We start from the raw sequence: 24,667 nt of genomic DNA on the forward strand, positions 1-24,667 counted from the left end.
ATAACTCGCATCATCATAGTAATATATATGTGATTTTATCTTTCGTTTAGGTAATCACAAATGCCACACAACTTCTGCACCCCGGCACCGGCGAAGACCCCGGGACCCGGCTCCTTCCCGCACGAAGCGGAGGGTGTCACGGATTTCCCGGGCTTTGTTCCGGTGCCGGCTTACGCAGTCCTTGGTGTACTCAATGTACTCATTTCGGTATTTTGTGGGATCGCTGGTACCGGGATATCTCCTGAAGATGCCCGGATAGATACTCTTCTGCCTGCTGGCAGGAGCCGGATCATTCTCCCGCCATTCCTGCGCGACCCGGGAGGATTCCCATGAGGTATTCATATTCGGAATCCCTGGTAAGGACCGGCAGAGAGAACCCGTTGTGGAATGTCCCGGCCATGAGCCGGAAACGAATCGGACACGAATCCGAATTCGAGGTGGACGTTTTGGAAAGAAAAATTATAAGCCAACCGATGAAACGGTCAACGGAACAGGAACGTATCGCACTATCAGGAGAGAACACTCCGGCAACGGAAGCGACAGTCATCATCCACGAGATCGATGGAGATGAAACGCCCGGTTGCCGCGAGGCATATCTGAGGAGTACCGGGATCATCTTCCGGGCCATGCGGTTGCTGGAAGAATGGAAGTACCTCCCGGCACAGATCAGTCACTGCCGGATCCCGGTCGACATCATCGCGCTGAGGAAGGACGTGACCCTGCTCATCCAGGTCATCTATTCACGAAAGCCGGTATCCAATGCCCGGGTCCTTGTCAGCCACTTTGCAGAGAAGATCGACAACCTCCGCACGATGGGAACCACGAGGCAGTTCAGAAAGATGATAATGGTCTATTCCCGGCTGTGCGGGTGGAAGTATTACGAAGTCCTGCCGGGCGGGCTGATACCGGCATGGGCACTTCCGGCGCTGCCGGAAGAATAAATCCTTTTTTTCCGCGGTAAAACCCACAGGACACAAATCCGCAGTCTCAATAGCAGTGAATCGCTGGACCGGCTGTGTATATGCCCCGGATTACCACCCCCACGTTTATCCGATATATCTCCACATCCAATACTGTATTGTCAAAGGGCGCCCCGAGACACCAAGGAAAAACAGGGTTCAAAGGAATCTGACGGAATCGAAGAGCTCTGATGAGTTCTTCTCATCATTCGGGTCGGAGAGGTTTCCGGTAAACCTCGACGAAGAGAAGTGAGGCAAAAAGCCGAACTTCGAAGGGAGGCGTAAGCCGACTTTCGACTTCCTTACGGATCCTCAGGAGAAACCAAATATGGCAGATTTCGTTCAAAGTACGAACGTAAAAAGTGCAGTTCGCAAACTCGCGAACCCGATTGCTGACGTGGCCGCGTTCAACACGCTGGTCCAGTCAATAATCACCAGCAACCCGTTTGGGTGTGTATCGTATATGAGCTCGGGCGTCAACCACCCGCCCGTAGAAAAGTCCAGGGAAACCTACACGGCGAAGTTCGTGTACCAGGACACCGACGCGAAGAAAATCGGAAGTGGTTCGGAAAGCTACAACACGATCGCCGGCTTCAATGCCGGGATCACCGCGGTGCTCGCAAACACTGCAAACACCACGGCCCACGGGGGCACACCTGTCCACGATGTGGGATCGGACACTTTCTCGGCAACCCTGAAGTGCCACGACCCCAACGGGGAGATGTACTTCGTGAACTTCTCCCGCAGCCGGGTCGTAATCTCCTCGTATGAGGACGACTCGATCCGCAACCGGATCGAGACCTGGGCAGACGGGGTTACAGCGTTAGCCTAATCCCGAAGGGAGGATGGCCCCCGGGGGAGGAACCCCAACGGGCCACTCCCTCTTACGGCTATCCCCCAGAGGAGGATGGTTATGGAAACAACCCTCTCAACCCTGCTCCGCACCTTCTGGTGGGGCGTGCTCCACGCAATCGGTATGTTCGATCTCGCGGAGCTGACGAGCACCGGGAAGGATACTGACCTCGCGGAACAACGGGCCTGGTTCGGGCTCGGGGAAGTCTGCATGGCCGGCGTCCTCGCAGGGATCATCGCGGTCCCTGCCGGGATCTGGTTTGCCGGGCGGACGGAACTCCCGCTCGCCTTCATCGGCGCAGCGGTCCTGTTCCTGCCGCTCTTTGTCTTCCTGCCCCGGCTGGTCCGGTACGTGATGAACGCGGACACGGATGCCGTGCTGGACGCCTTCGGCAAAAACGAGCAGGTGAAGAAAGTCTTCTGGGCCCTCTTCGCCGCGACCGCCGCCCTCGTGCTGGCGCAGGTGGTCGACCCGGCCACGGCACAGAAGATCGTCGGGATCATCACGGGATTGATCCCATAAGCAGAGGCAGGGCCATCCCCCTGCCGAACCTTTTCTCCGCATTATATCATGTCCGGCAATGAATACCTCAAAAACAAGAGGGAGTTTTAATCATGCAGGTATTCGACAGGCCGGGCCCGGTGAACACGGACCGGGTCGTACAGGTTGTAAAGGATTCCGCGGCGCTCGCCGACACGATCGTTGTAGCCTCGATAACCGGCGAGAGCGCACTGAAGATCGCGAAGGCAGCAGGTGCGCGAGACGTCGTCTGTGTCACCTGCCCCCAAGGGATGGCATGGGAGGTGGACGGGATGACAACCGGGGTCTTTGCCGATATCCCCGAGCTGCGGGTATGCCGGGACCGGTGGATGGAAGAGGGGAGGGAACGGGTCCCCATGGAGATCCCGGAAGAGGCCAGGATCCTGCTCGACGCGGCGGGAGTGCGCGTGATCCGCGGGACGATCCCGTTCTTCGGCCCCAGTTTTTCGATGCGGGTCCATCTCGGGCATGTCTCTTCGCTGGATATCATGGCAAAAACCCTCGAGCTCTTCTCCCCCGGCACGCTCGTCGGCATGGAGTGCGTACTCATGGCAGTCGATGCCGGGGTGGTCCCGGAGGGGATACCCGTCGTCTGCTGCGCCGGTACCGAACGCGGCCTCGATACCGCGTGGCTTGTCCGGAGCGCCGCTTCGGCAAATATCTTCCACCCGGAACGCGGGTTCCGCTTCATCAGGATGCTGGCAAAACCTGAGATTGCCGAAACCCCGGGAATCGGCATCGGATATATCCGGTGACCGGAACTATTCCCGAAAACAGGCCGTCTTTTCCTTACCATCCAGTCTTCCCGGGGCCTGCCGCGGGGTACGGCCGGGCGCCGGCAGGGTTACTCCCCGCATTCCCCTCCGCCGCGCCTGACGGTCGCCCCCGGCACCTTTCCTGAAAAATTTTAAAGTTCCGGACCGTTCAATGCAAACGTGCAGTTCAGCTGCTGCAAGAGGCAGGAACCATGGACGATCTGATGAAAATTATACAGGAGAGGCATTCGACCCGAATATTCTTCGATCCCCACAGGCCGGTGCCGGAACGGGAGGTAAAAAAGATCCTGGAAGCCGGCCGGTGGGCGCCGACTGCCCACAACATGCAGAACTTCGAGATCATTGTCGTCGATGACAGGAACGTCCTGGACCGGCTGGGGGACATAACGACCTATCCGTCCCCGGACTTTATCAGGGAAAATTATGAGCAGTTGTCGATGACGGAAGAGGAGTTGGTGCAGAAAAAGGTCGGGATACTGGGGATGCAGTTTCCGCCGGCATGGCGGGACAAGGCACAACTTGAAACGGCGATGAAAGATACGACTCCCGGAACCCTGAACGAGACGATCAAGGGAAGTCCGGTCATCCTCGTCGTGGTGTACGATACACGGAAACGGGCCCCGGCATCAGAGGGAGACAGGCTTGGGATACTGAGTCTTGGCTGCCTGATGGAAAATATGTGGCTCATGGCCGGGGAGCTGGATATCGGGTTCCAGATAATGAGCGCATTCAGCGGTCCCGTCCAGAAGGATGTAAAGAAGATCCTGAAGATACCGGAGCATATGGCGGTATCATTTGCCGTCAGGCTGGGGTACCCGGCTGCACAGGCAGACTATCTGAGGGTGCGCAGGGACAGCGCATCGTTTACGCATCATAACAAGTACGGGACGATGTGGTAAATCCGGGACCCTCCCCGCCCCGGCAGGAATGTATACAATCCCGCACGTGCAATCCGGATTCTGGATATCAGGGAGGGACCTGACGCGGTGAGCCGCGGCCACGTGTCCCCCTTGATGAGAGGCAGGTACCATGAAGATCGGTGGCAATACGGTTTTGATCACCGGCGGGGCGACAGGCATCGGCCTCGCCATGGCCGGGGAGTTCGTGAAAGCGGGCAGCGAGGTCATCGTCTGTGCGAGGACGGAAGAGCATTTACAGGAAGCAAGAGCCAGGCTGCCGTCGCTGCACACGAGAAGGTGCGACATAGCAAAAGAAGCCGAACGCGAGGCACTGTTCGCGTGGGCGGTTACCAACTTCAAGGACCTGAACGTGCTGGTCAATAATGCGGGCATCCAGAGGATGATCGATTTCAGGAAAGGGACAGCAGACCTCCTCAGGCACCGGGGGGAAGATGGCGAGGACGAGATCGAGGTCAACCTGAAGGCGCTCGTGTATATGACCGCACTTTTTACGCCTCACCTGATGACCCGGAAAGAAGCGGCGATCGCCAATATCTCTTCGGGACTTGCCTTTCATCCGATGGCGCCGCTTCCCGTGTACTGTGCGACCAAGGCGGCCGTCCACACCTTCAGCCTGGCACTCCGGCAACAGCTGGAAGGCACCCCGGTCAAGGTCTTCGAGCTGATACCGCCCATGGTGGACACGAACCTGGACAAGGGCGCCCGGAAAGCCCGGGGACAGACGTACTTCGGCCTCACTACGGCCGAATTCGTCATACCGGCCATGAAATCGTTCGCAAACGACGAATACGAGATCCGGGTCCCGGACCCGAAACTGGCAGCCATGACCGGAAACCGCCTGGGTGGGCCGTAACCTGATCCGGGGGGATGAATACCCCTATAAATGTGGCCGGCACCGGTGTGGGGCGACTGCCATGATGAGAACATTAAGCACAGTCCCGGGCTCACCGTGGCAACCGATGACCTGACCGTGGCTATCATCTGAAAAAAAATCAGTCGTTGATCTTCTTTAACAGCCACGCCATGTTGGCGCCAAGCGTCCGCATGGTCATCAACCCTTCCTCATCGCCTTTTGCATCCTCCGGTCCATGTCCTCCTATGCCGATATTCCAGTACGACGAGCCGGGGACTACCATCTGGCTGATGAAGAAGAAATGGTTCATCGTGTCAAACGCGTGAATGGCCCCGGCACGGCGGACAGCAACCACCGATGCCCCGACCTTGCGCCGGAACATGTCCTGGTTTGCCTTTGCCACAAGGCCGGCCCGGTCGATGAGTGCCTTCATCCCGGTGGACACATCGGCAAAATACGTAGGCGAGGCGAGGATGATCCCGTCGGCATCCAGCATCTTTTCGATACAGTCGTTGAGGATATCATCTTTTATTCCGCACCGCTTGTCCTGGTTCGTGAAGCACGTGCCGCAGGCATTACAACCCCGGATCTCCGTTCCTGCCAGCTGGACAAGCTCGGTCCTGATACCTTCTTTTTTCAGTTCCGCAAATACCGCATTGACAAGAATGGCGGTATTGCCGTCCTTACGGGCGCTGCCGTTGAATGCAACAACGTTCACGATCAGTTCCTCTTTGCATTCTTCCGGCCGGCACCTTCCTTGACCGCTGCAACGGTTATGCTCGTGATGCTGTCCTGTAGTGCCTCACTGATTTCCGCCAGTTCTGCCGGGTTTTTGTCTGTCGGAAATCCAAGGTCCCTGATCGCGGAAGCGAAGTCAATGGGGGAATCTTTTACAATCTCAGCCTTTGCGAATCCTGCAGCCCGGAGCATGGACAGGTACTCCTCTTTCATGAGTGCCCCGGAAATACAGCCGACATATGCGGCCACGGATTTCTGGATCGCTTCGGGAAGAGGTCGTATCATAACCGTATCGGATACCATGAACCGGCCGCCGGGTTTCAGGACCCGGAGCGCTTCTGCAAACACCCGGCCCTTATCCGGCGCCAGGTTTATCACGCAGTTGGATATGATGACATCAACGGAGTTGTCATCGACCGGCAGGTTTTCAATCTCGCCAAGGCGGAATTCGACATTGGAATACCCGCCCCGCTTTGCATTGGCCCGTGCCCGTTCGATCATCTCCGGTGTCATATCGACACCGATTACCCTGCCGGCAGGGCCGACTTTTTTTGCTGCAAGGAACGCATCAAAGCCCCCGCCCGATCCAAGATCGAGAACGGTCTCCCCTTGTCGGAGCGAGGCGATGGCAACAGGGTTCCCGCAGCCCAGGCCAAGGTTGGCGCCGTCCGGTGCTGCAGACAGGTCATCATCGGAATAGCCGACTTTCCGGGAAGCGTCGGAAGCGGCAGAGCACCCGCATGAAGGTGCAGGGCCGCAGCACGATCCGCCAGTCCGTGCAATAGTCCCGTAACTGTTCCTGATCTCATCCTTGATTGTTTTTTCACTCGTGGGTTTCGTTTTCATGATACATTCCCGAATTCGGATATCCAATTTTTCCGGTCATATCCAAATCACAACTTGATGTGAGCTTTCAGCATATTTAAATTTATCAGATTAATCAGATGCGTAAGATTATGCTGAAAATATTGTATGTGGACAGCGTTGTGGACAAAAAATGCGATGCAGTTCCGGTTGTAGTTCAGACGCCGCTTATTCTGGTTTTTTTACGGGTTGATAATTAGGCATGAAAAAAACCTGGCATCCGTATTTTTTATTCTGATTTTTCTGAAGAATTAAATAGGTATAAAATAATCAGTAGTGAACGAGACTATGACGAAGAAAAAAGATGTTGTCCCCCCCGGAATTTCCGGAGATATATCCTGCGGATGTGATGTCGGATCGGTTTACAAAATGGAGGCGTTACTGAGTGTCGATGAACGCGGCCAGATGGTACTTCCCAAAGATCTGAGGGAGAAAGCAGGTATACGGCCGGGGGATAAACTTGCATTGTTCACCCTTGAAAAAGAGGGAGGATTCTGTTGCATGGCACTCGTGAAAGCAGAAAACCTGAGTACCCTGGTAACAACGATTCTCAAGCCTCTTGGCGAGAATGTCCCGGAAAAATAAATTTCTGCGTTTTTTCCTGCCTTCTGTTTTAAAAATTTTTCTTCCTCTCATTACGATTCCAGTCAGTAGAGGTTTTGATTGGTCAGCGGTTGGTCCGATCATGAGGTATGAAGTGTCGTGGAATGCAGGATCGTTCAATAACCGTTAACGCATCAATATCCGTCAATTATACTCGTCAGTTCCCCTGAATTTTTCCTAATGCTTCGGCTGCCTTCCCCCGCGTTATTTCATCCTCATCATTCAACGCCAGCCTGAGTGCGTCTACTGCCGTTTCTGATTTTATCTCACCCAGCGCCCATGCAGCCCCATGCCTGACATAGACATGGTTGTCTTTCAGGGCCAGAATAAGCGGTCCAACAGCCTTTTCCGATTTGCGGTGTCCAAGAGCCCCGGCTGCGGTAGAACGGACGATTTCATCAGGATCTTTGAGTTCCTGAATCAGTTGATCAATGGATTTTTCTGCGGGAATATCTGACGGTACTGTTGTATCCGTTCGGGCGTGTTCGACCTTTTCGTGGAATGGTATCTTTGACTTCTTTTTACTTTTTGAGACCATAATGTATCACAACCTCTTGCTGGAAATTCCCTGATATGACGGATATCGGGATATGGTATGGAAGTTTTCCGGTAATTTGTGCGGACCTGAACTGTCATATCAGGGCAGAGCATGTGGATATCTATCAAAGGTATATTTAGAGATTTGCAGCCAGCGGTTCTGGTGCATTAACGAGACTTAAAGAAAATGACCTCGTCGTAATCGATACCGGCATAGTATTTAAAAAGTCACGACAATGCACCGGAACCGCCTGTCCAACCGGAGCGTACGATATCAGCCGGATCGGGTGATTACGAATTGATAGAGAGTATTACACGTTTCCCCGTGCGGCAATTGCAGCCCCCAGGGCACCGGTGATCTGAGGTTCGAAAGGGACATAAAGGGTGACACCCAGCTCCTTTTCGAGTGCTGCTTTCATCCCGGCATTCTTCGCCACCCCACCGACGAACGCGATACGCTCCTTCAATCCCATCCGCTTCGCCATCACCACCACCCGCTGCGCGACGCTCGTGATGAGGCCCGCCGCGATGTCCTCTTTGGTGACGCCCCTCGCCCGGAGCGAGATCACCTCTGACTCTGCAAATACCGTGCACATACTGGTGATGTCGGCAGGGTGGCTGGACGCGAGCGCGAGACCGCCGAGGTCGGTTATCGGGACCTCCAGCGCCTTTGCCGTATATTCCAGGAATTTCCCGGTCCCTGCAGCGCACTTGTCGTTCATGAGGAAGTCCGCGACTCTCCCCTCCTCTACCACGATGACCTTGGAGTCCTGGCCACCTACATCGATGATCCCCTGAACCTCCGGAAAGAGGAAGGATACTCCCCTCGTGTGCGCCGTAATCTCGCTGATCGATGTATCTGCAAACGAAATGGAATTCCGGCCATACCCCGTAGCATATACTTTCCCGACCTCCTCTCTCCCGGTATCACAGCTCGCAAGGAGCTCGTCGAACATAGTCCGGGCAGCGGTGAGGAAATCAAACGCGGTGCCGCCGATCCGGTACCCCAGGATCTCCCGGTCCCGGAGCAGGAGCACCTTCGTCGTGGCGGCACCCGCGTCGATCCCCGCGGTGATCACACGATCATCTCCAGGAACGCGTCGACACGAATCCCGATCTGTTCCATGTCCGAGTCCCCGTAGTCAGACTCGATCGCAAGCAAGGGAATTTTCTCCTTCTTCAGGGCCCTCTGCACCCGGAGGCGTTCGATATTGTAGGCATGGCAGAACTGCAGGGTGTAATATACCACCCCTTGGACATCGTATCGTTTCGCGAGATCCACGATACGGGCGACCCGCTGGTCATTGGGTGTCATGCAGGCACAGGGGATCTCCAGGTACCGCTCTGCGAGGGCTGTCCACGGGTCTTTATCCTCTTCCACAAGGTCCCAGAACGACCTCGTGCCGGTACAGCTCTCCTCAACCACGATCACCCCGCCCTTCTGCTCGATGATGTCCGGCACTTTCGTATTTCCTGCCGCCATCGGGCACCCCGAGATCATGATCCGCGGTCCTGCCCGGGCGTCCGGGGTGGCGTGCTCTATCTCATCGCAGAGCTGGCTGACTCCCTGCCTGAACTGGTCGGGAGAGAGGAAGAACTGCTTCTGCATCACCCTGAGGACTTCGGATCCCCTGATCGGGGGCGGGTCGCGCCTCCTCAGCTCGAAGAGCCGGTGGAGGAGCCGTTTTGTCTCATTTGCCGACCGGATCTCCCGCCTCAGTGCATCGTTGCTCACACCATTTCCGGTCAGGTCCTCCATGAACTTCCCGAACTTCCGGAGCTCGGAAAGAAAGTAATTCAGGGCCTCAGGGCTTCCGGGTTTCTGCGGGAGGTCCATGATATAGGTAGGCAGGTAATCAGGGAGGATCTCGTACATCTTCTTCTTCCCGTCGCAGGTCGCCTCTGCAACCACCACATCGACCAGGGGAACATGAGGGCACGCCAGGTTTCCCCCGCAGCATGCATCGACCACCGCCCCGAACGAGGACTTGATCAGCGGACATATGTTCCGTGGAAGCGATTGCTCTGCCAGGGGGATCGTATCGGCTCTTCCGCCACAGAGCACGATCCGGTCGGCACCCGCTGCAAAGATGATCTCATCCGGAACATAGAGGCAGAAGGTCCCGACGATTTTTATTCCCTTTTCCCGCTCTTCTCTTAGCTGTGCGATACGGAGCTCGTATGAGTTCGTAAAAAAATCGAGACCCTGGAGAGAGGATGGCATGGAGCTTCGATATTCATTTTCATCATGGATCTATTCAAATGTGCCGTCTCACATTCGTTGTTTTCAATAAGAACTGCAGTCCTGCAATATGAGTAGTCCGGGAGCTACCGTGGAGTTGAGGCAGGAACGGGCAATTTCAGGAGTTTCACGATGCTGATGTACGCTGTCGATTTGTCAATCCTGCTTATTGTTATCAGCTCGCCGGGAGGAGCGCTTGGTAAAAAATCAAGGACATGGCTGATCTTTCCTGTCATTCCCCGCAGCCGCCGGAGCGCTTTGGGGTGCATCCACCGCTATAACCTTCGCTCTTCTCCGGGCCACAGCCCCCGGCATCCGTCACATAATCCCGGACCACCTGCTCAGCGACTTTGTACGCATACACCGTGAACATTTCGTCTGGCACCTCATCGATCCCGAACGGGATGGCAGAGGACTCATAGAGTGTGTCAGCCTGTACAACGACCGGCTCGAGGTCCGGTAAAACCCCTCTCATCATCCGCGACGAGCAGTTGATGAAGCAGCCCTCGATTGCGATCACCTTCTCCGCGCTGCGCACCAGGTTCCGCTGGCCGGTGTCCTTCGTGAACGCACCGCCTAGGCAGATGCGCACGGTCTCATCGCGGGCCAGCCGGTGGGCGACCATGTTTGCTGCCCGGCGGGCCACCTCGCCCCGGGAGCATGCCCCCTCGCAGGCCAGCACCGCAATCTTCGGCGGGGTCGTGGAGTTCTTCCCGGCATAGTCCTCGCAGGCCGGGCACTTCCCGGTCACTTTTGCGATTCTGATAGTCTCGTAATCCATGGTTTCACACCCGACAAGCCATAATCAGTCGAAGGTCGGCATTGCCTCCCTTCTCCTCATCGGGATTTTTATAAACCCCTCAGACTTGGAGGAGGAGAATGCTGATGGTCATCAGACCTGAAGCAGGAGAAGACCTTCAGGTCTTTGACCGAACGCATCAGCGTTCTTCGACCTTCTGCATGATACGTGGGAGCGGGTGCGATATATATCCCGGAACCGGATTTCAAAAAAGGTTGAAATCCGGCACAATGTTCGCAGGCCCCTCTGTCAGGATGAGCGGAGAGAAAAGGTCCCGTGGTGCCTGCCGGTGATCACCATGAAGACGCACCAGAAAACCGCAATGACAAGCGGATATACGACGTCCCACCCGACAAACAGGAATATGGTGCCTGTTAGGAGGAGGGAGATGATGCTGACGGGTACGCCCCATCTGCCGCCACGCAGGAGGACAATGCCGGCAGCACAGCCGCCGATATAGGTCAGAATGAAAGTGCCGCTTGGGATCTGGATCAGCGTGGAAAGCGAAACAATCCGGGTACTGAATACGAGGAGGAGGATTGCAAAACATCCCGTGAGGAACAGGAGACCCCCGAGAGGGGTATGGTATCTCCGCGACCTGCGGGCCAGCAGCCGGGGTGCAAACCCGCCGTTGGCAAGCGAACACGCGAGACGGGAGGCGGCCCCGCTGTAGGCGATCACCGGCGCCATGCAGATGAAGAGGGCTGCGATACTGGCGACGATTGCGCCGGCCGGGCCGTAGCTGTGCGTCCCGACAACTACGAAGGCCGTGAGGAAATAGAGGATGCTGATGATCAGGGCGGCGATCAGGCTCCCCCGTATCGCGTCCCGTTGAGGGTCAACAAACTCCCCGGAGATATGCGCAACGGCTTCCCAGCCAATGAAACACCAGAACAATACGGCGGAGGCATGTCCGACGCTCTCCCAGCCGGAGGGCATAAATGGCATGAAATTCGCCGGCTCAATGATGGTAAAACTCCCGGCTATGGTGACAACGAGGACGATGATGATGGTCAGGACAACGACGACCTGGACCTGCCCGGTCATTTTCATCCCGATGTAATTGACGAGAATACCGGCAGAGAGGATTGCCGTCGCAATCAACAGGCGGGCAGTGTCCCCGAGACCGGCCGCTGCGCAGATATATCCTGCTCCCGTGAGTGCGGCAATCGGGGCTGCGACAACAACCGAGAGGAGGAAGAACCAGCCGATCAGTGAGCCGAGCTGCGGGTTGAAGGCCTTCGTGACAAACGAGGAGACCCCTCCGGCATCGGGATACCGGGCAGACAACAGCCCCATCGTCAGGGCCATCGGCACGACAAGGACTACCATCAGGCCCCATGCAACAAGGGATGCCGGCCCGGCGAGTTCGGCTGCAAGGCCAGGGAGGATCAGGATACCCGAGCCGAGAACTGCGCCGGTATAGAGGGCGACCACCTGCGGTAACCTGAGGACACCCTTTGTCTTCAGAGAATCCTGCATCGCCACCTCGCCGTCTCCTTGCCCCGTTTTTGCATTCTCCGGTAAACCGGCTCCCTGTTCTTACAGGGAAAATGACGTTTCATCATATATATCCCGGGATTGGATTTCAAGAAATCTGGAAAACCGGTTGCAGGTTTCTCCCGGTATCAGAATGCCCGGGCAATGTCAGGCACGCCCGGCGGGATCGTATTATTTTCTCCCAAATCCATGGTGTAGTATGGCAACCGCCCGCTGCTGTCCTGCCGACTGCGCCCTCCGGAGCGACTGGGAAGACGAGCTCCGCTCCGAGAAGGAGATGCTCTCGGGAGACTCTGTCGCCGAACTCCTAAACTACATGAAACTGCTCGGCCACCCGCTCCGGCTCAATATCGTCCTGATGCTCCTGAAACGGGACCATTGTGTCTGCGAGTTCTGGCATGTCTTAAAAGAGCCGCAGAACCTCATCTCGTATAACCTGAAAAAACTCAAGGACGGCAAGCTTGTCGAGTCTTACTACCGTTCGAACCACAAGATCTACAAGGTACGTGCAGGGGCAGAACCGGTCCTCAGACGGATTCTAGGAGATCCGATCAGGTGAAAGCAGATGGATAAACCCGTCCGACATCTCTCGTTCCTTGACCGTTACCTGACGCTCTGGATCTTCCTTGCCATGGCAGTCGGTATCGGCATCGGGTATTTCTCGCCCGCAGTACCGGCACTGATCACCGGCCTCTCGGTCGGGACCACATCAATCCCGATTGCCATCGGGCTGATCCTCATGATGTACCCGCCGCTCGCGAAAGTGAAATACGAGGAACTTACGAAAATATTCCAGAACGCAAAAGTCCTCGGGCTCTCGCTCATCCAGAACTGGATTGTCGGGCCGGTGCTGATGTTTGTCCTTGCCGTCGTCTTCCTCCGCGACCAGCCGATGCTCATGTACGGCCTGATCCTCGTCGGGATCGCCCGGTGCATCGCAATGGTGATTGTCTGGAACGATCTCGCCGAAGGAGATTGTGAGTACTGCGCCGCAATCGTGGGACTGAACTCGGTCTTCCAGGTCTTCTTCTACTCTGTCTATGCCTGGTTCTTCATCACGTTCCTGCCGCCTCTGCTCGGCATCGGGGCCGGCTCAACAGTCTCGATCACGATCGTCCAGATTGCCGGGAGCGTCTTTATCTATCTCGGCCTCCCCTTCATTGCCGGTATGGTCACCCGGTACGCGCTCCTCCGCGTAAAGTCGAAGGCATGGTACGAGCAGGTGTTCATCCCGAAGATCTCGCCGATCACGCTCATTGCCCTGCTCTTCACGATCATCGTAATGTTCTCCCTCAAGGGAGAGTACATCGTGAACGTTCCGTTCGATGTGGTACGGGTTGCGATCCCGCTGCTCTGCTACTTCGTCATCATGTTCTTTGCGAGCTTCTGGATGGCCCACCGTCTCGGTATCGACTACCAGAAATCCGCTTCGCTCTCCTTCACCGCTGCATCCAATAACTTCGAGCTTGCGATTGCCGTTGCCATTGCCGTCTTTGGTATCGCATCACCGGCAGCATTTGCCACGGTTATCGGCCCTCTCGTCGAAGTGCCGGTGCTGATCGGGCTGGTGAACGTCTCGCTCTGGCTCAGAAAGAGATGGTATGGCGGAGAGTGTGATGCTGCGTGCAGCCCGTCGCTGAGGTGAAATACTACTGGTGTCATCATGAAAAAGAAGATCCTGTTCATCTGCACCCACAACTCTGCCCGCTCACAAATAGCAGAGGGGTACATGAAGGCAAAGTACGGTGACCGTTACGAGGTATACAGCGGCGGGACCGAACTAGGCCAGGTCCACCCGATGGCAATCGCGGTGATGAGCGAGATCGGGATCGACGTCTCGGGCCACCGCTCGAAGCTCATCGACGAGTTCTACCGGAAGGGGATCGAGACCGTAGTGACGGTCTGCGATTCTGCACAGAAAGCATGTCCCTTCTTCCCGGGTTCAAAGGAAGAAATTCACCAGAGTTTTCCGGACCCTTCGGCATTCACCGGCACCGATGAGGAAGTCCGGGCCGGGTTCCGGCAGGTGCGGGACGAGATCATCCGGTGGATCGATGCGACATTCGCGGAAGACAAGACGCCATGATTGCATTGCGGAGTCCCATGGACCCATAATGACCAGTACTATGTGCGGGAGACCCGGTGTTCTCTCACATTCCCGAATGTGCGTCCTGTTTTCCGACACTATCAATTTTTTCTGGTTGTTCGTCGGCAATGAAAAATCAACAATGAAAATTCACAGGAAAAACCTTAAAAAAATGGCGGATACGGATGCGGAGGGTCATGACAGGGAAATAGTTTGGATCTATGGATCTGCGGGAGCAATTGGGCGCATGACGTATTGCCCCTAGTTCCCGGAAGTGTCCGCCTGTTGGACAAAGGATCTGATACCTATATTCACCATTGTAAATCTTACCGCTGCCCACGGTTATTCAAGCAGAATTAAAAACGTGGGAAGTGTCCTTCGGCACGACAACGGCTCAGATCTGCCGGAGACTTCCCCGCTGTTTCACGAACCGGTCCCAGTTCCACGGCTCGTCCAGCACGTTCACGGTCACGTGTTCGATGCCGCCGACGCCGAGCGCCCTGCGCTGCACCTGCCCGGAGAGGTGATCGGAGAGGGGGCAGGCCTTGCAGGTGAGGACCATGTCGATCACCGCACTGGTGCCTGTCACCCGTATCTCCTTGATGAGCCCGAGGTCCACGATATCGATGCCCACCTCGGGATCGATCACTTCCTTCAATGCATCGCGGATCTGGTTCTCACAGAAGAAATTCTGCTGGACCGCAGAGGAGGCCGGGCCGGGTTGTGACTGCTCGATGGTCCTGAACTTCTCCTCGAGCTGGTTCTGCCGGTCCAGCAGGCGGCTCACCACCCGGAGCATCGGGTCTGGCATGACCTCTTCGACCATTTCCGGTGACCCGGGCTCCGGCCCGGCGATCCTGCCAGGGACGCCGACAACCGTTGCTCCGGGCGGTACGGACCGGACCACGACCGATCCGGCACCGACTTTTGCCCCCTTCCCGATCCGGATCGGACCCAGGACAATCGCACCGGAACCGAGGATGACTTCGTCCTCGATGGTCGGGTGGCGCTTGACGTTCTCGAGCGCCGTGCCGCCCAGCACTACGCCCATGTAGATGAGGACGTCGTTGCCAACCTCGGCGGTCTCGCCGATGACGACCCCCATGCCGTGGTCGATGACCACCCGCCGGCCCAGCTGTGCCCCGGGATGGATCTCGATCCCGGTCAGGAAGCGGCTTATGTGGGAGACGAACCGGGCCCAGAATTTCCAGTTATGGGTCCAGAGCCAGTGGGCCCGCCGGTGGAACCAGAGGGCATGGAGCCCGGGGTAACAAAACAGGATCTCGAGGGTGGAACGGGCGGCGGGATCCTTGGAAAATATTGCCCGGATATCTTCCCGGAGGCGGTCAAAAACCATGGCAGTCTCACTTATTCCACAAAGAGGTCAGGGATACTTAAGTAGCGTTCACCCGTGTCCGGCAGGATAACGACAATGAGCTTGCCCTTATTTTCCGGACGTGCTGCCACCGCAAGTGCCGCATAGGTCGCTGCACCGCTGGAGATCCCTGCGAGGATACCCTCTTCTTTTGCAAGTCTTCGTGTAGTCTCGAATGCATCCTCATTTTTAACCCGGATGATCTCGTCCACCAGGTTGCGCTGGAGCACCTCCGGAATAAAACCCGCGCCGATTCCCTGGATGCGGTGCGGGCCGGGGGACCCGCCGGAGAGGACCGGTGATGCATCGGGTTCGACAGCAATTGCGCGGAACGAGGGTCTTCTCTTCTTGATCACGTCTGCGATACCGGTGATCGTTCCTCCCGTCCCCACACCGGAGACGAGGATATCCACCTTCCCGTCGGTATCACGCCAGATCTCTTCGGCAGTGGTCTTCCGGTGTATGGCCGGGTTGGCCAGATTGTTGAACTGCTGGGGAATGTAAAAGTACTTCGGGTTCTCTGCTGCCATCTTCTCGGCCCTGCTGACAGCCCCTTTCATCCCTTCAGCTCCCGGTGTAAGCACCAGCTCCGCGCCGAATGCCTTTGCAAGTTTCCGCCGCTCGACACTCATGGTCTCCGGCATCACCAGCGTGAACTTATACCCCCGGGCCGCACTCACGAACGCAAGCGCAACACCGGTGTTGCCGCTCGTCGGTTCGAGGATGATCGTATCCTTTTTGATCAGTCCTGCAGCTTCTGCTGCATCGAGCATTGCAACCCCGATCCGGTCCTTGACACTACTCATCGGGTTGAATGACTCAAGCTTGGCAAGCACCGTTGCGCCGGCACCGCTGGTGACGCGGTTCAGCCGCACGAGCGGGGTGTTGCCGATCGTTGCCGTGATATTGTCATAAATCTTTGCCATACTGTTCCCTCTATGAATCCAGGGATTTCCCGAACGAGCCGTCGGGATCCCGGAAGTTCACAATTGTTAATTGTCCGGGCCTGATATTTTATACCTTGGTTTCCAGCAAAAAACCCGGTCTGATAATCTGAAATCTCTGTGATAAGATACCATTGGGAATACAAGAAAATAGCGGCAAAACCTGACGCAAAATCAGGGTATATTACCTGGACTGCCTCATACTCTGTGTTCACAATTGTGAACAGGAAACAGCCATGAACACACACCACGCGAATATCGCAGGACCCGCAGCTGGCCCGGACGTACCCGGTACCCCTGCCCGTGCTTATCCCGGCATACGGCTGGGAAGGCCGGTGGAACGGTTCAGCGGTATCCGGAGCTCCGGGCAGTATTGTCGCTCAATGGAGCTGGCAGGAACAGGCCCACACGTGACTGCACTCCGCATAACCCGCGGACGATCTGCAGTCGATGGTATGCGTTCGTGATGATCACGTCCTGATTCCACGTCCTCGCACCCGATCCGGCGGCACCAGACGGATTCACACACCCGTTCTGGTTACTACCCATACCGGACATATCGCCTCATGCAACACAGCATGCACCCGCTGTGATGCCCGGGGGGAGTCGACAATCCCCCGGTTCAATACTCTTCTTTCCCGCAGATTGCCGGAATACAAGTATTTTTATGGCACCAGCCTGAGAATGTTCACAATTGTGAAAAACTGGTCTCTGTCGGCAATGGATTCCTGCTCAAGGTGAAAAAATGCAGACCCCCACGTCAACCCGCAACTCTTTCCGGACGTACATCCTGTTCGTCTTTGACGGTAATCTCATCGAGCAGACCTCATCGCCGGGTGCTCCACGCAGCTGGCATTCGCGGGAAAAATGACTACCCTGGCAGGACATCACAGCCATCGTCCTCTCCCCCAATACGGAACTGGCACGACGGGCCCCGGGACGGGTGTGTGGTGAATGCACCGGATGGCTGAATCTTCACAGTTTTTAGTTTTTACCCTCGTCAAAATAAAAAAATCCGGAAGCGGCGATCCACCTTGTTCGAAACGACGATTGCTTTTCTCATCGCAACCGGCATCGGCCTGATCGCCTCCATTATCGGGATGGGAGGCGGTTTTCTCTATGTCCCGACACTCACCCTGATCTTCGGCTTTGACCAGAAGATGGCAGTGGGTACGAGCCTCGCGGTGATGGTTTTTTCATCGTCTGCGGCCACGCTCGTTTACTGGAAGCAGAAGAAAACCCTGTTTTCAGTTGCCGCGCTCCTCGTCCTGCCCGCCATGATCTCTTCCATGCTCGGTTCTCTCATTACGTTATATTTCGATGCGAGAATCCTCGTCATCCTTTTTGCCATGGTACTCATCCTTATGTCCCTGCAGATGCTTGTTCCTTCCCTGCGCTTAGTCCCGGCTATCACGGTCGGGCCATCCTTCGAAGTGAGCCCTTCAGGTTCCGGAAAAAATGGCGGACCTGTCCGGATTCCCTGCATTCATCTCATCATATGGGGGGCTATGGGCGGGCTGGTGAGCGGGATCACCGGAACCAGCGGCGGGGCGTTCTTTGTCCCGGCACTTGTGGCCATCGGCCTCCCGGTACATTTTGCGGTTGCGACATCTCTCCTTACGATCATCCCTACATCGATCACCGGTGCCGCAACCCACGCAGCACTCGGACATATCTCCCTGCCATATCTTATGGTATACGGAGCAGGAGCGGGTATCGGTGCCTATGTGGGAGCGTCTCTTGCCCCGCGCATCCACGCCGATCATATCAGGAAATTTTTTGGTGTCCTGCTCATCATCATCGCGCTCCTGATGATCCAGCAGAAAGTGCTCGGTGGCTGAACCTATGCGCTCACCTGGAATGAAGTGGCCTCAGTGTGCCCGGCAGTATAGTTGCAAAACATTAACAATTGTGAATTCCTATACTACACCAAGACATCCTCAGGGAAACCAACCCTGTGTAGTTTGTGAGGATGGCAGGAACTTGAATTCAGAGGATTGCCTGAATGCCTATGTCCGAAAATGACCAGGATACCCATATCATCGAAGCGGTGGGACGATCGAAAATCGTCATAAAAGACGGAAAAGTGACCGAGGTCTCCGGTTCACGGATCCGGCACTGCCCGCTCGCGAAGAAATTTGCCCTTCCGGTCGACGATATAACCCCGGATGCAGTACGAGCGAATATCGAGCACCGGATGGAGTCATGGGGCATGTGTCGCTCCCACCGGAGCGTCTGCGGGAGAGCAGAATTTGTCGGGTTCGGTGCCTCGGAACTGATCGGCAGCGGCCTCTCCTCGAAGAGCCTCGATGCCGCAGTCCTTGCCTGTGACGGTGCGGGGACGGTTATTGCCACCTCACCGGAACTGGTCCAGGGAATCGGCGGGAGGATGTCGGGACTCGTAAGTACGTCGCCCCTGAAGGATGAGATGGACCGGATAGAGCAGAACGGAGGTTTTATTCTCGACCGGACAACGGCAAAAGTAGACCAGGTACTTGGCGTATCGCGTGCATCTGCGCAGGGGTTCCGCACGATAGCGGTAACCGTTGCTTCCGCTGATGACGCGGTCTCGATAAGGAAAGACCACCCCGACGCGTTCATATTCGGTGTCCACCTCAGCGGAATATCTGAGGAGGATGCTGCCCGGATCATCTCTGTCTCGGATATTGTAACGGCCTGTGCCTCAAAATGGATCTGGGAACTTGCGGGTCCAAGAGCACTCGTGCAGGCCGGGACCGCGGTGCCGGTCTTTGCCCTGACCCCGCAGGGAAAACGTCTGATCCTTGAGAAGATTGAGAGGACGGACCGCCCTGTCCTGATCACCGGATCAAAACTACCCTCGTATGGCCCCGAAGTCCCGCAACCCCTGATCTGATGGAAGGAAAATCCGGTTTACTCTATGACGATACTACCTGAAACGTGGAACCCGGGAGATATCAGCGGTGTATCGAGGCAGGGATACTCACCGTTTTTCATCGCAGGACTTCCGTTCGTGACTCCTGCTCCAGGATGCCTTCGTGAGGTTCCATGATTCCCGATGATATCCGCAACGATTTCCCGCTCCTTTCAGAAGTCTGTTACCTGGACAGTGCAGCGACGAGCCTCTCGCCGGAGCCTGTCCTTGAGGCGATGCTCGAGTACGAGCACCGGTTCCGGGCAAATGCCGGCCGGGGCGTCCACCGCATTGCCCAGATGGCCTCCCAGAAGTACCAGGATGCCCATCAGAATGTCAGGAAATTCATTCATGCACAAGAAGGAGAACTGGTCTTCACCCGGAACTCGACCGAGGCGATCAATATGGTCGCCTCGGGATTCCCGTGGCAGAATGGAGACCTGGTGATCACCACCCTCCTTGAGCACCACAGCAATCTCCTCCCCTGGATGCGCCTCCGCGACCGGCAGGGGATCGATCTCCGGCTGATCGCTCCTGCACAGGACGGCACCCTGGACCCGGCTGCCCTTGAGGCGGTCATCACGAGGAAGACCCGGCTCGTTGCCCTCACCCATGCCTCCAATGTGCTGGGAAACGTAGTGCCCGTCCGGGAGTTTGCCAAAGTCTGCCAGGATTACGGGGCGCTCCTCCTCGTTGACGGTTCCCAGTCGGTACCCCACCTCCCGGTGGACGTGGAGCGCCTGGGCTGCGACTTTCTCTGTTTCTCAGGGCACAAGATGCTCGGGCCTACCGGTACCGGGGTCCTTTTTATGAAGGAACCCTGCCTGGAACCTCTCCTTGTCGGAGGAGGGAGTGTGGATAGGGTCACCGCTGCGGGATACACTCTCACGGAGGGGTACGAGCGTTACGAGGCAGGGACCCCGAATATCGCAGGAGCCATAGGCCTTGGCCGTGCTGTCGGGTACCTGGAAGCGCTCGGAATGGAGGATATCCGGCACCATGAGCAGCAGATCACCCGCCGCATCATCGACGGCCTTAACGGGATCGGGAACGTCCAGGTGTTCGGACCCGGATCGGCAGGGAACCGGATCGGGGTCATCTCGTTTGCAATCCCGGGCCTCAACCCGCATGACGTCGCCGTCATGCTTGACGGGGAAGCGAAGATCATGGTCCGGTCAGGCCATCACTGCTGCATGCCCCTCATGGAGCAGCTGAACATTCCGGACGGGACGGTCCGGGCGAGCCTGCACTGCTACAATACGATCGAAGATGCGGAACTGCTCGTGGATACCGTCCGGAAAATTGCAAGGGACTTCTGAAAGGCTGAAGACCGGGGATTACACGATGTGTGGTAGGACACGAGGTCGAAATGTATCACCGTACTCTGCCGTTGTTCACGGGTTACCGGGAAGGAAACCCTGCGTTCCCGTCATCCTTCCCGGGGAGGAGATGATCGGATGAAACCTCCTGAAGAAGATGATGCCGGGACACTTCCGGATTCTTATAACCGGGACCGTTACTGCCGCCAGACCCTCCTCCCCGAGATAGGGGTAGAAGGGCAGCGCAGGCTCAAAGAGAGCCGGGCGGTCATCGTCGGGCTTGGGGCCATGGGAAGTTCCGCGGCGAATTTCCTGGTACGGGCTGGGATCGGCCGGGTCGTCTTGATCGACCGCGACCTGGTGGAACTGCACAACCTGCAGCGACAGATCCTGTACAGCGAGGAGGACCTGAACCGCCCGAAGGCTGTCGCTGCCGCCGGGATCTTGCACAAGATCAATTCTTCCGTCGGGATCGAGACCCACGCAGAGGACCTGAACCTCTCGAATGCCGAGAAACTCATCACCGGGGCGGACGTGGTACTGGACGGGACCGACAACCTCCAGACTCGTTTCCTCATGAACGACGTCTGCGTAAAGCACCGGATCCCCTGGATCTATGCCGGCGCGGTCGGGACAGGGGGAATGGTGATGCCCATCCTGCCGGGCAGGACCCCTTGTTTCCGCTGCCTCGTGCCGTCGCTCCCCGCCCCCGGCATGCTGCAGACGTGCGACATCGCAGGGATCCTGAACACGATACCCGCCCTCATCGCCTCCTTCGAGTGCACCCTTGCCTGCGAGATCCTTACGGGCCAGTTCGGGACCGGGGATGGGACCTCGTACCTGGTCCATGTCGATGTATGGCGTCAGACGTTCGACCGGATTGCGGTCGGGCGACGGGCGGACTGCCCGTGTTGCAGCAGGGGCCGGCTGGATTTCCTGGATCCAGTATCCCGGGAAATGATCACAACCCTTTGCGGGAGAGATGCCATACAGATCACACCGGCGGCCCCCATGGAGATCTCTCTTGAAGAACTGGAGACCCGGCTCTCCCGGCTCGGCGATGTGCGGTTCACCCCGTACATGCTCACCTTCAGGTCAGGAACCGGGGAGATCTCCGTCTTCCGGGACGGAAGGGCGATCATCAAGGGCACCCGGGACGAGGCCACGGCCCGCTCGCTCTATGCACGCTACATCGGATTATAGGTCAGATACATCTGCAGTATCCGGATCGTGTCCGCCCGCGCGCTCTCCGTCCCTACTTCCGGTGTTGCCTTCCCGGCACTCCTGAATCCCGGTGCTTCCGTATCGCCGGTGTTCCTTCCAGCCACCCGGCTATGCGCCCGGCCTGCCCGGAGGCAAGTTCCTGCGAATCCGTCTTGAGGATGAGGCGCCCGTCCTTATGGATCGAGACCTCGCACCGGTCGTTCACGATAAGGAGGATACCGGCGTGGGCAACGATCGTGCAGCTTTTTTTCAGGATCTCCTCGCAAAGGTCGAGGTCGAGACTGAACCGCTCCCGGGGAATTGCCTCGAAAGCGGCCGATGTTTTACAGGGCTTCAGGAGAGAGTACATGCATCCCCGCCAGAGATTTTTCCACGAGAGCGTCGATATCAATTTTTTGTTCGTCAGCGAGCACGTCCCCGAGCCTGGCCGCCGTCGAGGGTTTCTTGGGAACGATAGTGCAGCAGAGGCCCGGGAGGGTGGAGATCTCATACGTACCGATCCTGCGGGCGATCTCAATGATCTCGACCTTATCGAGACCGATGAGCGGGCGGATGACCGGGAGCTTCGCGACCTGGTTCACGACATTGATGTTCTGGACGGTCTGCGAGGCCACCTGCCCCATCGACTCCCCGGTCAGGATCCCGACGGCCCCCTCGTTTTCCGCGATCCGTTCCGCGATCCTGTACATCATCCTCCGGCAGAACAGGCAGTGCAGGTGACGGTGGCAGTTCCGGGCAAAGGCGATGTGGCTGGGCCCGTGGGGGACTACGCAGGTCTTGATCGGACTCCCGGTCAGGTCCCGGAGGTGGCGGACCAGGTGCAGGGCCTTATCCAGGTTTTTTTCATCGGTGAACGGGCGGTTGTCCATATGGAGTGCGACTATCTCGACCCCGCGACGGATCATGAGGTACGTTGCGACCGGCGAGTCGATTCCCCCCGAGATAAGAGATACAAGTTTTGCCAAGGTTCGCTCTCCTGCAGACAGGAACCGGTATTCCCGCGGACATATTCACGTGACGGGGTAGCCTCCCGGAAACGGAAAGGACGGCATCCGGACCCATCGTTTCCGATCTGCGGTCCGGCACCTGATGGGTTATCCAGTACCGAAGGGAAGTTCACAATCGTGAATTATGCTAGTACATCACTGTTGTCCCTACATATAGTTTCTGCGTGGCCCCCGGGAAATGCAGGATGACCGGGGTGTCCTGGTAAGGATAGATTTACCAGAGGGGGTGGGTGGAGATGCCCGCGGGACGATCGGCATCAATGACGGGGAGTTCCATGTACCTGCTCTGGCTGGTATTGTGCTCCTGACGATCCGGCAGAGAGACTGGTTCAGATTCTGCTCTCTATTCAACAGATACATGGCACCATGACCAAGGGACTGCAGTGCTCATACTTCCCCTATGATCTTCCTGAAATCCACCATTCGCCCGGGGTCACCCGTTCAGGTTCCATTCGCATGTTTCGCATCGATGATCGCTTGTATCTGGGTTTTTCCCATTCCCTGCGCATACAGGCCCTTTACTTGGAGCGTGTCATCGACACACATCTGGCAATATGCCCCATGGGATTCATACTCCCCGTCCTCCTTGATAAAGCAGTCCAGCAGTCCGCGTTTGTGAATTCTTCCGTTATGGGCCATCTGCATGCAGCCGCAATAGCATGTGATGCCGTCCAGTTTCTCCGGGTTATCCCGGGCAAAGAGATATGCCTCTTTGATCCTGTCGCTTGCAAGAGCATACTCCGGCAGACCGGAACTATCCGGAGAAGATTGCGTACCCTGGGGCAGGAACACGATCATCGTCACTCCTGCCAGCGCAATGATCATCAGGATACTTATCAGGTATTTTTTGTCCATGATACTGACCTCTTTTCCCTTATCCCGCTGTTATCCACAACAGTGTGGTAGTTACGACGAGTGTTGCGGCCATCAGGATCATTCCCTGGTAGTCAAACAACCGTCTCCCCCGTTTTGCCGTGATGGAATCACTGATAGTGAAGACACCCGCGATCAGGATTGTGCCAACGACCAGGCCGGAGAATAACCTGTCGAGGCCGAACGCTTCCATGCCAAGGACACTATGGTAGTCCGGCATCGATTTCACCACCCCCGTATTCGTAATAATTCCTGCGTAATACAGGGGAATGGCAAGTGCCAGCAGGGAGATGGCAACGAGCAGGGTTCCCTGAAGGGGAAATCGGATCCCCCTTTTGATGAGGAGCCGGTCGATCCATAACGCCGAGGCAGCAACAAATGCCCCGAGCCAGAGCCCGACAATAGCGTCATCGACCCCGAACGCCCGCGCGACAGCAACCCCGGCTGCTGCGCCAGCTGTACACAACGGGCAGTGAGCTGATACCGGCGGGATAACCGCGGCGGTCACGAGCAGCAAAACCGTAAAAATGATTAATGCGGCCTGATGACGGATTTGACGATCTTCCGGTGTGAGTGTCTGAAGCGTCATGCAAATACCCCTATGGGTGCGGATCCGTGCCGATCCTCCGCCTGCTGCCTTTCTGCATAGCATCCTTTCCCGGTAATTAAACCTCTTCTCACCAGGTTATCTCCCGGTCAATTTTCACGAGGTTTGTGAACGGAGAGGGAGCAGGTCCTGCCACAAGGCCAAGGATTATGTAG

31 protein-coding genes are annotated in these 24,667 nt (G+C 56.8%); 17 read left to right on the forward strand and 14 right to left on the reverse strand.

What is annotated here, in order from left to right:
• Positions 1 to 54: 54 nt before the first annotated feature.
• A complete protein-coding gene (locus ABSB80_RS04170) occupies positions 55 to 342 on the reverse strand; it encodes a hypothetical protein (protein ID WP_428368477.1) in 288 nt (95 codons plus the stop codon).
• 131 nt (positions 343 to 473) lie between these two features.
• On the opposite strand from ABSB80_RS04170, the gene ABSB80_RS04175 reads away from it, so the two are divergent.
• The 6 genes from ABSB80_RS04175 (at position 474) to ABSB80_RS04200 (ending at position 4,901) form a co-directional block, all read left to right on the forward strand.
• The gene (locus ABSB80_RS04175) at positions 474 to 941 is read left to right on the forward strand and encodes a hypothetical protein (protein WP_428368479.1); all 468 of its coding nucleotides are present in this window, start codon (positions 474 to 476) and stop codon (positions 939 to 941) included.
• A gap of 346 nt (positions 942 to 1,287) precedes the next feature.
• Positions 1,288 to 1,791: a hypothetical protein gene (locus ABSB80_RS04180; RefSeq protein WP_428368481.1), complete on the forward strand. Its 504-nt coding sequence runs from the start codon at positions 1,288 to 1,290 to the stop codon at positions 1,789 to 1,791.
• Positions 1,792 to 1,872: 81 nt separating this feature from the next.
• Positions 1,873 to 2,334, forward strand: a complete 462-nt coding sequence (locus tag ABSB80_RS04185; RefSeq protein ID WP_428368483.1) for a hypothetical protein — start codon at positions 1,873 to 1,875, stop codon at positions 2,332 to 2,334.
• A gap of 92 nt (positions 2,335 to 2,426) precedes the next feature.
• The gene (locus ABSB80_RS04190) at positions 2,427 to 3,107 is read left to right on the forward strand and encodes a hypothetical protein (protein ID WP_428368485.1); all 681 of its coding nucleotides are present in this window, start codon (positions 2,427 to 2,429) and stop codon (positions 3,105 to 3,107) included.
• Between the two features lie 224 nt (positions 3,108 to 3,331).
• Positions 3,332 to 4,027 carry a nitroreductase family protein gene (locus ABSB80_RS04195; protein WP_428368487.1) on the forward strand — a complete coding sequence of 232 codons (696 nt, stop codon included), beginning with the start codon at positions 3,332 to 3,334 and terminating at the stop codon, positions 4,025 to 4,027.
• Between the two features lie 130 nt (positions 4,028 to 4,157).
• Positions 4,158 to 4,901 (forward strand): SDR family oxidoreductase, encoded by a 744-nt coding sequence (locus ABSB80_RS04200; RefSeq protein WP_428368489.1) that lies wholly within the window; start codon positions 4,158 to 4,160, stop codon positions 4,899 to 4,901.
• Between the two features lie 139 nt (positions 4,902 to 5,040).
• On the opposite strand, the gene ABSB80_RS04205 is transcribed toward ABSB80_RS04200, so the two are convergent.
• Together ABSB80_RS04205 and ABSB80_RS04210 are read right to left on the reverse strand one after the other, a co-directional pair.
• Entirely contained in the window at positions 5,041 to 5,619 is a 579-nt protein-coding gene (locus tag ABSB80_RS04205) for a flavodoxin family protein (RefSeq protein ID WP_428368491.1), read from the reverse strand.
• Between the two features lie 2 nt (positions 5,620 to 5,621).
• Positions 5,622 to 6,485 (reverse strand): arsenite methyltransferase, encoded by an 864-nt coding sequence (locus tag ABSB80_RS04210; RefSeq protein WP_428368493.1) that lies wholly within the window; start codon positions 6,483 to 6,485, stop codon positions 5,622 to 5,624.
• Positions 6,486 to 6,791: 306 nt separating this feature from the next.
• Between ABSB80_RS04210 and hgcC the strand changes: the two genes are divergently transcribed.
• A complete protein-coding gene (gene hgcC, locus ABSB80_RS04215; protein ID WP_428368495.1) occupies positions 6,792 to 7,088 on the forward strand; it encodes an HgcAB-associated protein HgcC in 297 nt (98 codons plus the stop codon).
• A gap of 175 nt (positions 7,089 to 7,263) precedes the next feature.
• On the opposite strand, the gene ABSB80_RS04220 is transcribed toward hgcC, so the two are convergent.
• The 5 genes from ABSB80_RS04220 to ABSB80_RS04240 form a co-directional block, all read right to left on the reverse strand.
• Positions 7,264 to 7,644 (reverse strand): HEAT repeat domain-containing protein, encoded by a 381-nt coding sequence (locus ABSB80_RS04220; RefSeq protein WP_428368497.1) that lies wholly within the window; start codon positions 7,642 to 7,644, stop codon positions 7,264 to 7,266.
• Between the two features lie 310 nt (positions 7,645 to 7,954).
• The gene (locus tag ABSB80_RS04225) at positions 7,955 to 8,722 is read right to left on the reverse strand and encodes an acyl-CoA dehydratase activase (RefSeq protein ID WP_428368499.1); all 768 of its coding nucleotides are present in this window, start codon (positions 8,720 to 8,722) and stop codon (positions 7,955 to 7,957) included.
• Positions 8,719 to 9,867 carry a double-cubane-cluster-containing anaerobic reductase gene (locus tag ABSB80_RS04230; protein ID WP_428368501.1) on the reverse strand — a complete coding sequence of 383 codons (1,149 nt, stop codon included), beginning with the start codon at positions 9,865 to 9,867 and terminating at the stop codon, positions 8,719 to 8,721. Before ABSB80_RS04230 ends, ABSB80_RS04225 begins: the two co-directional genes overlap by 4 nt.
• Positions 9,868 to 10,117: 250 nt before the next feature.
• A complete protein-coding gene (locus tag ABSB80_RS04235) occupies positions 10,118 to 10,666 on the reverse strand; it encodes a putative zinc-binding protein (protein ID WP_428368503.1) in 549 nt (182 codons plus the stop codon).
• 267 nt (positions 10,667 to 10,933) lie between these two features.
• A complete protein-coding gene (locus tag ABSB80_RS04240; protein ID WP_428368505.1) occupies positions 10,934 to 12,166 on the reverse strand; it encodes an amino acid permease in 1,233 nt (410 codons plus the stop codon).
• A 217-nt stretch (positions 12,167 to 12,383) separates the two neighbouring features.
• Here ABSB80_RS04240 and ABSB80_RS04245 point away from each other — a divergent pair, with 217 nt between their 5' ends.
• From ABSB80_RS04245 to ABSB80_RS04255, 3 genes are read left to right on the forward strand one after another with little or no spacing between them, the layout of a single operon-like run.
• Positions 12,384 to 12,743 (forward strand): ArsR/SmtB family transcription factor, encoded by a 360-nt coding sequence (locus tag ABSB80_RS04245; RefSeq protein WP_428368507.1) that lies wholly within the window; start codon positions 12,384 to 12,386, stop codon positions 12,741 to 12,743.
• A gap of 6 nt (positions 12,744 to 12,749) precedes the next feature.
• On the forward strand, positions 12,750 to 13,829 hold the full coding sequence (gene arsB / locus ABSB80_RS04250) for an ACR3 family arsenite efflux transporter (RefSeq protein ID WP_428368509.1): 1,080 nt from the start codon (positions 12,750 to 12,752) through the stop codon (positions 13,827 to 13,829).
• Between the two features lie 18 nt (positions 13,830 to 13,847).
• The gene (locus tag ABSB80_RS04255; protein WP_428368511.1) at positions 13,848 to 14,270 is read left to right on the forward strand and encodes an arsenate reductase ArsC; all 423 of its coding nucleotides are present in this window, start codon (positions 13,848 to 13,850) and stop codon (positions 14,268 to 14,270) included.
• A gap of 394 nt (positions 14,271 to 14,664) precedes the next feature.
• On the opposite strand, the gene cysE is transcribed toward ABSB80_RS04255, so the two are convergent.
• Together cysE and cysK are read right to left on the reverse strand one after the other, a co-directional pair.
• A complete protein-coding gene (cysE, locus tag ABSB80_RS04260) occupies positions 14,665 to 15,627 on the reverse strand; it encodes a serine O-acetyltransferase (RefSeq protein WP_428368513.1) in 963 nt (320 codons plus the stop codon).
• 11 nt (positions 15,628 to 15,638) lie between these two features.
• Complete coding sequence (gene cysK / locus ABSB80_RS04265; RefSeq protein WP_428368515.1) at positions 15,639 to 16,571, reverse strand: cysteine synthase A; 933 nt, start codon at positions 16,569 to 16,571, stop codon at positions 15,639 to 15,641.
• A 254-nt stretch (positions 16,572 to 16,825) separates the two neighbouring features.
• Between cysK and ABSB80_RS04270 the strand changes: the two genes are divergently transcribed.
• The 6 genes from ABSB80_RS04270 (at position 16,826) to ABSB80_RS04295 (ending at position 22,004) form a co-directional block, all read left to right on the forward strand.
• Entirely contained in the window at positions 16,826 to 17,056 is a 231-nt protein-coding gene (locus tag ABSB80_RS04270; protein WP_428368517.1) for a hypothetical protein, read from the forward strand.
• 278 nt (positions 17,057 to 17,334) lie between these two features.
• Entirely contained in the window at positions 17,335 to 17,460 is a 126-nt protein-coding gene (locus ABSB80_RS04275) for a hypothetical protein (protein WP_428368519.1), read from the forward strand.
• Positions 17,461 to 17,623: 163 nt separating this feature from the next.
• A complete protein-coding gene (locus tag ABSB80_RS04280) occupies positions 17,624 to 18,430 on the forward strand; it encodes a sulfite exporter TauE/SafE family protein (protein WP_428368521.1) in 807 nt (268 codons plus the stop codon).
• A gap of 164 nt (positions 18,431 to 18,594) precedes the next feature.
• Positions 18,595 to 19,464 carry a methanogenesis marker 8 protein gene (locus ABSB80_RS04285; protein ID WP_428368523.1) on the forward strand — a complete coding sequence of 290 codons (870 nt, stop codon included), beginning with the start codon at positions 18,595 to 18,597 and terminating at the stop codon, positions 19,462 to 19,464.
• A 152-nt stretch (positions 19,465 to 19,616) separates the two neighbouring features.
• Entirely contained in the window at positions 19,617 to 20,801 is a 1,185-nt protein-coding gene (locus ABSB80_RS04290; RefSeq protein ID WP_428368525.1) for an aminotransferase class V-fold PLP-dependent enzyme, read from the forward strand.
• Positions 20,802 to 20,939: 138 nt separating this feature from the next.
• Positions 20,940 to 22,004: a ThiF family adenylyltransferase gene (locus tag ABSB80_RS04295; RefSeq protein WP_428368527.1), complete on the forward strand. Its 1,065-nt coding sequence runs from the start codon at positions 20,940 to 20,942 to the stop codon at positions 22,002 to 22,004.
• A gap of 52 nt (positions 22,005 to 22,056) precedes the next feature.
• On the opposite strand, the gene ABSB80_RS04300 is transcribed toward ABSB80_RS04295, so the two are convergent.
• Positions 22,057 to 22,374 carry a hypothetical protein gene (locus ABSB80_RS04300; protein WP_428368529.1) on the reverse strand — a complete coding sequence of 106 codons (318 nt, stop codon included), beginning with the start codon at positions 22,372 to 22,374 and terminating at the stop codon, positions 22,057 to 22,059.
• On the reverse strand, positions 22,349 to 22,990 hold the full coding sequence (locus ABSB80_RS04305) for a tRNA sulfurtransferase (RefSeq protein WP_428368531.1): 642 nt from the start codon (positions 22,988 to 22,990) through the stop codon (positions 22,349 to 22,351). Before ABSB80_RS04305 ends, ABSB80_RS04300 begins: the two co-directional genes overlap by 26 nt.
• Positions 22,991 to 23,210: 220 nt before the next feature.
• Between ABSB80_RS04305 and ABSB80_RS04310 the strand changes: the two genes are divergently transcribed.
• On the forward strand, positions 23,211 to 23,402 hold the full coding sequence (locus tag ABSB80_RS04310; protein ID WP_428368533.1) for a hypothetical protein: 192 nt from the start codon (positions 23,211 to 23,213) through the stop codon (positions 23,400 to 23,402).
• 71 nt (positions 23,403 to 23,473) lie between these two features.
• Here ABSB80_RS04310 and ABSB80_RS04315 read toward each other — a convergent pair whose 3' ends face one another.
• A complete protein-coding gene (locus ABSB80_RS04315) occupies positions 23,474 to 23,887 on the reverse strand; it encodes a PCYCGC motif-containing (lipo)protein (protein WP_428368535.1) in 414 nt (137 codons plus the stop codon).
• 19 nt (positions 23,888 to 23,906) lie between these two features.
• Positions 23,907 to 24,422 (reverse strand): hypothetical protein, encoded by a 516-nt coding sequence (locus ABSB80_RS04320; RefSeq protein WP_428368537.1) that lies wholly within the window; start codon positions 24,420 to 24,422, stop codon positions 23,907 to 23,909.
• Positions 24,423 to 24,667 lie beyond the last annotated feature (245 nt).

Source organism: Methanoregula sp. (assembly GCF_050010295.1).
Classification (GTDB): Archaea; Halobacteriota; Methanomicrobia; order Methanomicrobiales; family Methanospirillaceae; genus Methanoregula.

What these genes read in the sequence shown, in the direction of transcription:
- ABSB80_RS04170 (WP_428368477.1), bottom strand. Translation starts at nt 342, where the DNA reads ATGAATACCTCATGGGAATCCTCCCGGGTCGCGCAGGAATGGCGGGAG.
- ABSB80_RS04175 (WP_428368479.1), top strand. Translation starts at nt 474, where the DNA reads ATGAAACGGTCAACGGAACAGGAACGTATCGCACTATCAGGAGAGAAC.
- ABSB80_RS04180 (WP_428368481.1), top strand. Translation starts at nt 1,288, where the DNA reads ATGGCAGATTTCGTTCAAAGTACGAACGTAAAAAGTGCAGTTCGCAAA.
- ABSB80_RS04185 (WP_428368483.1), top strand. Translation starts at nt 1,873, where the DNA reads ATGGAAACAACCCTCTCAACCCTGCTCCGCACCTTCTGGTGGGGCGTG.
- ABSB80_RS04190 (WP_428368485.1), top strand. Translation starts at nt 2,427, where the DNA reads ATGCAGGTATTCGACAGGCCGGGCCCGGTGAACACGGACCGGGTCGTA.
- ABSB80_RS04195 (WP_428368487.1), top strand. Translation starts at nt 3,332, where the DNA reads ATGAAAATTATACAGGAGAGGCATTCGACCCGAATATTCTTCGATCCC.
- ABSB80_RS04200 (WP_428368489.1), top strand. Translation starts at nt 4,158, where the DNA reads ATGAAGATCGGTGGCAATACGGTTTTGATCACCGGCGGGGCGACAGGC.
- ABSB80_RS04210 (WP_428368493.1), bottom strand. Translation starts at nt 6,485, where the DNA reads ATGAAAACGAAACCCACGAGTGAAAAAACAATCAAGGATGAGATCAGG.
- hgcC (WP_428368495.1), top strand. Translation starts at nt 6,792, where the DNA reads ATGACGAAGAAAAAAGATGTTGTCCCCCCCGGAATTTCCGGAGATATA.
- ABSB80_RS04220 (WP_428368497.1), bottom strand. Translation starts at nt 7,644, where the DNA reads ATGGTCTCAAAAAGTAAAAAGAAGTCAAAGATACCATTCCACGAAAAG.
- ABSB80_RS04230 (WP_428368501.1), bottom strand. Translation starts at nt 9,867, where the DNA reads ATGCCATCCTCTCTCCAGGGTCTCGATTTTTTTACGAACTCATACGAG.
- ABSB80_RS04235 (WP_428368503.1), bottom strand. Translation starts at nt 10,666, where the DNA reads ATGGATTACGAGACTATCAGAATCGCAAAAGTGACCGGGAAGTGCCCG.
- ABSB80_RS04240 (WP_428368505.1), bottom strand. Translation starts at nt 12,166, where the DNA reads ATGCAGGATTCTCTGAAGACAAAGGGTGTCCTCAGGTTACCGCAGGTG.
- ABSB80_RS04245 (WP_428368507.1), top strand. Translation starts at nt 12,384, where the DNA reads ATGGCAACCGCCCGCTGCTGTCCTGCCGACTGCGCCCTCCGGAGCGAC.
- arsB (WP_428368509.1), top strand. Translation starts at nt 12,750, where the DNA reads ATGGATAAACCCGTCCGACATCTCTCGTTCCTTGACCGTTACCTGACG.
- ABSB80_RS04255 (WP_428368511.1), top strand. Translation starts at nt 13,848, where the DNA reads ATGAAAAAGAAGATCCTGTTCATCTGCACCCACAACTCTGCCCGCTCA.
- cysE (WP_428368513.1), bottom strand. Translation starts at nt 15,627, where the DNA reads ATGGTTTTTGACCGCCTCCGGGAAGATATCCGGGCAATATTTTCCAAG.
- cysK (WP_428368515.1), bottom strand. Translation starts at nt 16,571, where the DNA reads ATGGCAAAGATTTATGACAATATCACGGCAACGATCGGCAACACCCCG.
- ABSB80_RS04270 (WP_428368517.1), top strand. Translation starts at nt 16,826, where the DNA reads ATGAACACACACCACGCGAATATCGCAGGACCCGCAGCTGGCCCGGAC.
- ABSB80_RS04275 (WP_428368519.1), top strand. Translation starts at nt 17,335, where the DNA reads ATGCAGACCCCCACGTCAACCCGCAACTCTTTCCGGACGTACATCCTG.
- ABSB80_RS04285 (WP_428368523.1), top strand. Translation starts at nt 18,595, where the DNA reads ATGCCTATGTCCGAAAATGACCAGGATACCCATATCATCGAAGCGGTG.
- ABSB80_RS04290 (WP_428368525.1), top strand. Translation starts at nt 19,617, where the DNA reads ATGATTCCCGATGATATCCGCAACGATTTCCCGCTCCTTTCAGAAGTC.
- ABSB80_RS04295 (WP_428368527.1), top strand. Translation starts at nt 20,940, where the DNA reads ATGAAACCTCCTGAAGAAGATGATGCCGGGACACTTCCGGATTCTTAT.
- ABSB80_RS04300 (WP_428368529.1), bottom strand. Translation starts at nt 22,374, where the DNA reads ATGTACTCTCTCCTGAAGCCCTGTAAAACATCGGCCGCTTTCGAGGCA.
- ABSB80_RS04310 (WP_428368533.1), top strand. Translation starts at nt 23,211, where the DNA reads ATGCAGGATGACCGGGGTGTCCTGGTAAGGATAGATTTACCAGAGGGG.
- ABSB80_RS04315 (WP_428368535.1), bottom strand. Translation starts at nt 23,887, where the DNA reads ATGGACAAAAAATACCTGATAAGTATCCTGATGATCATTGCGCTGGCA.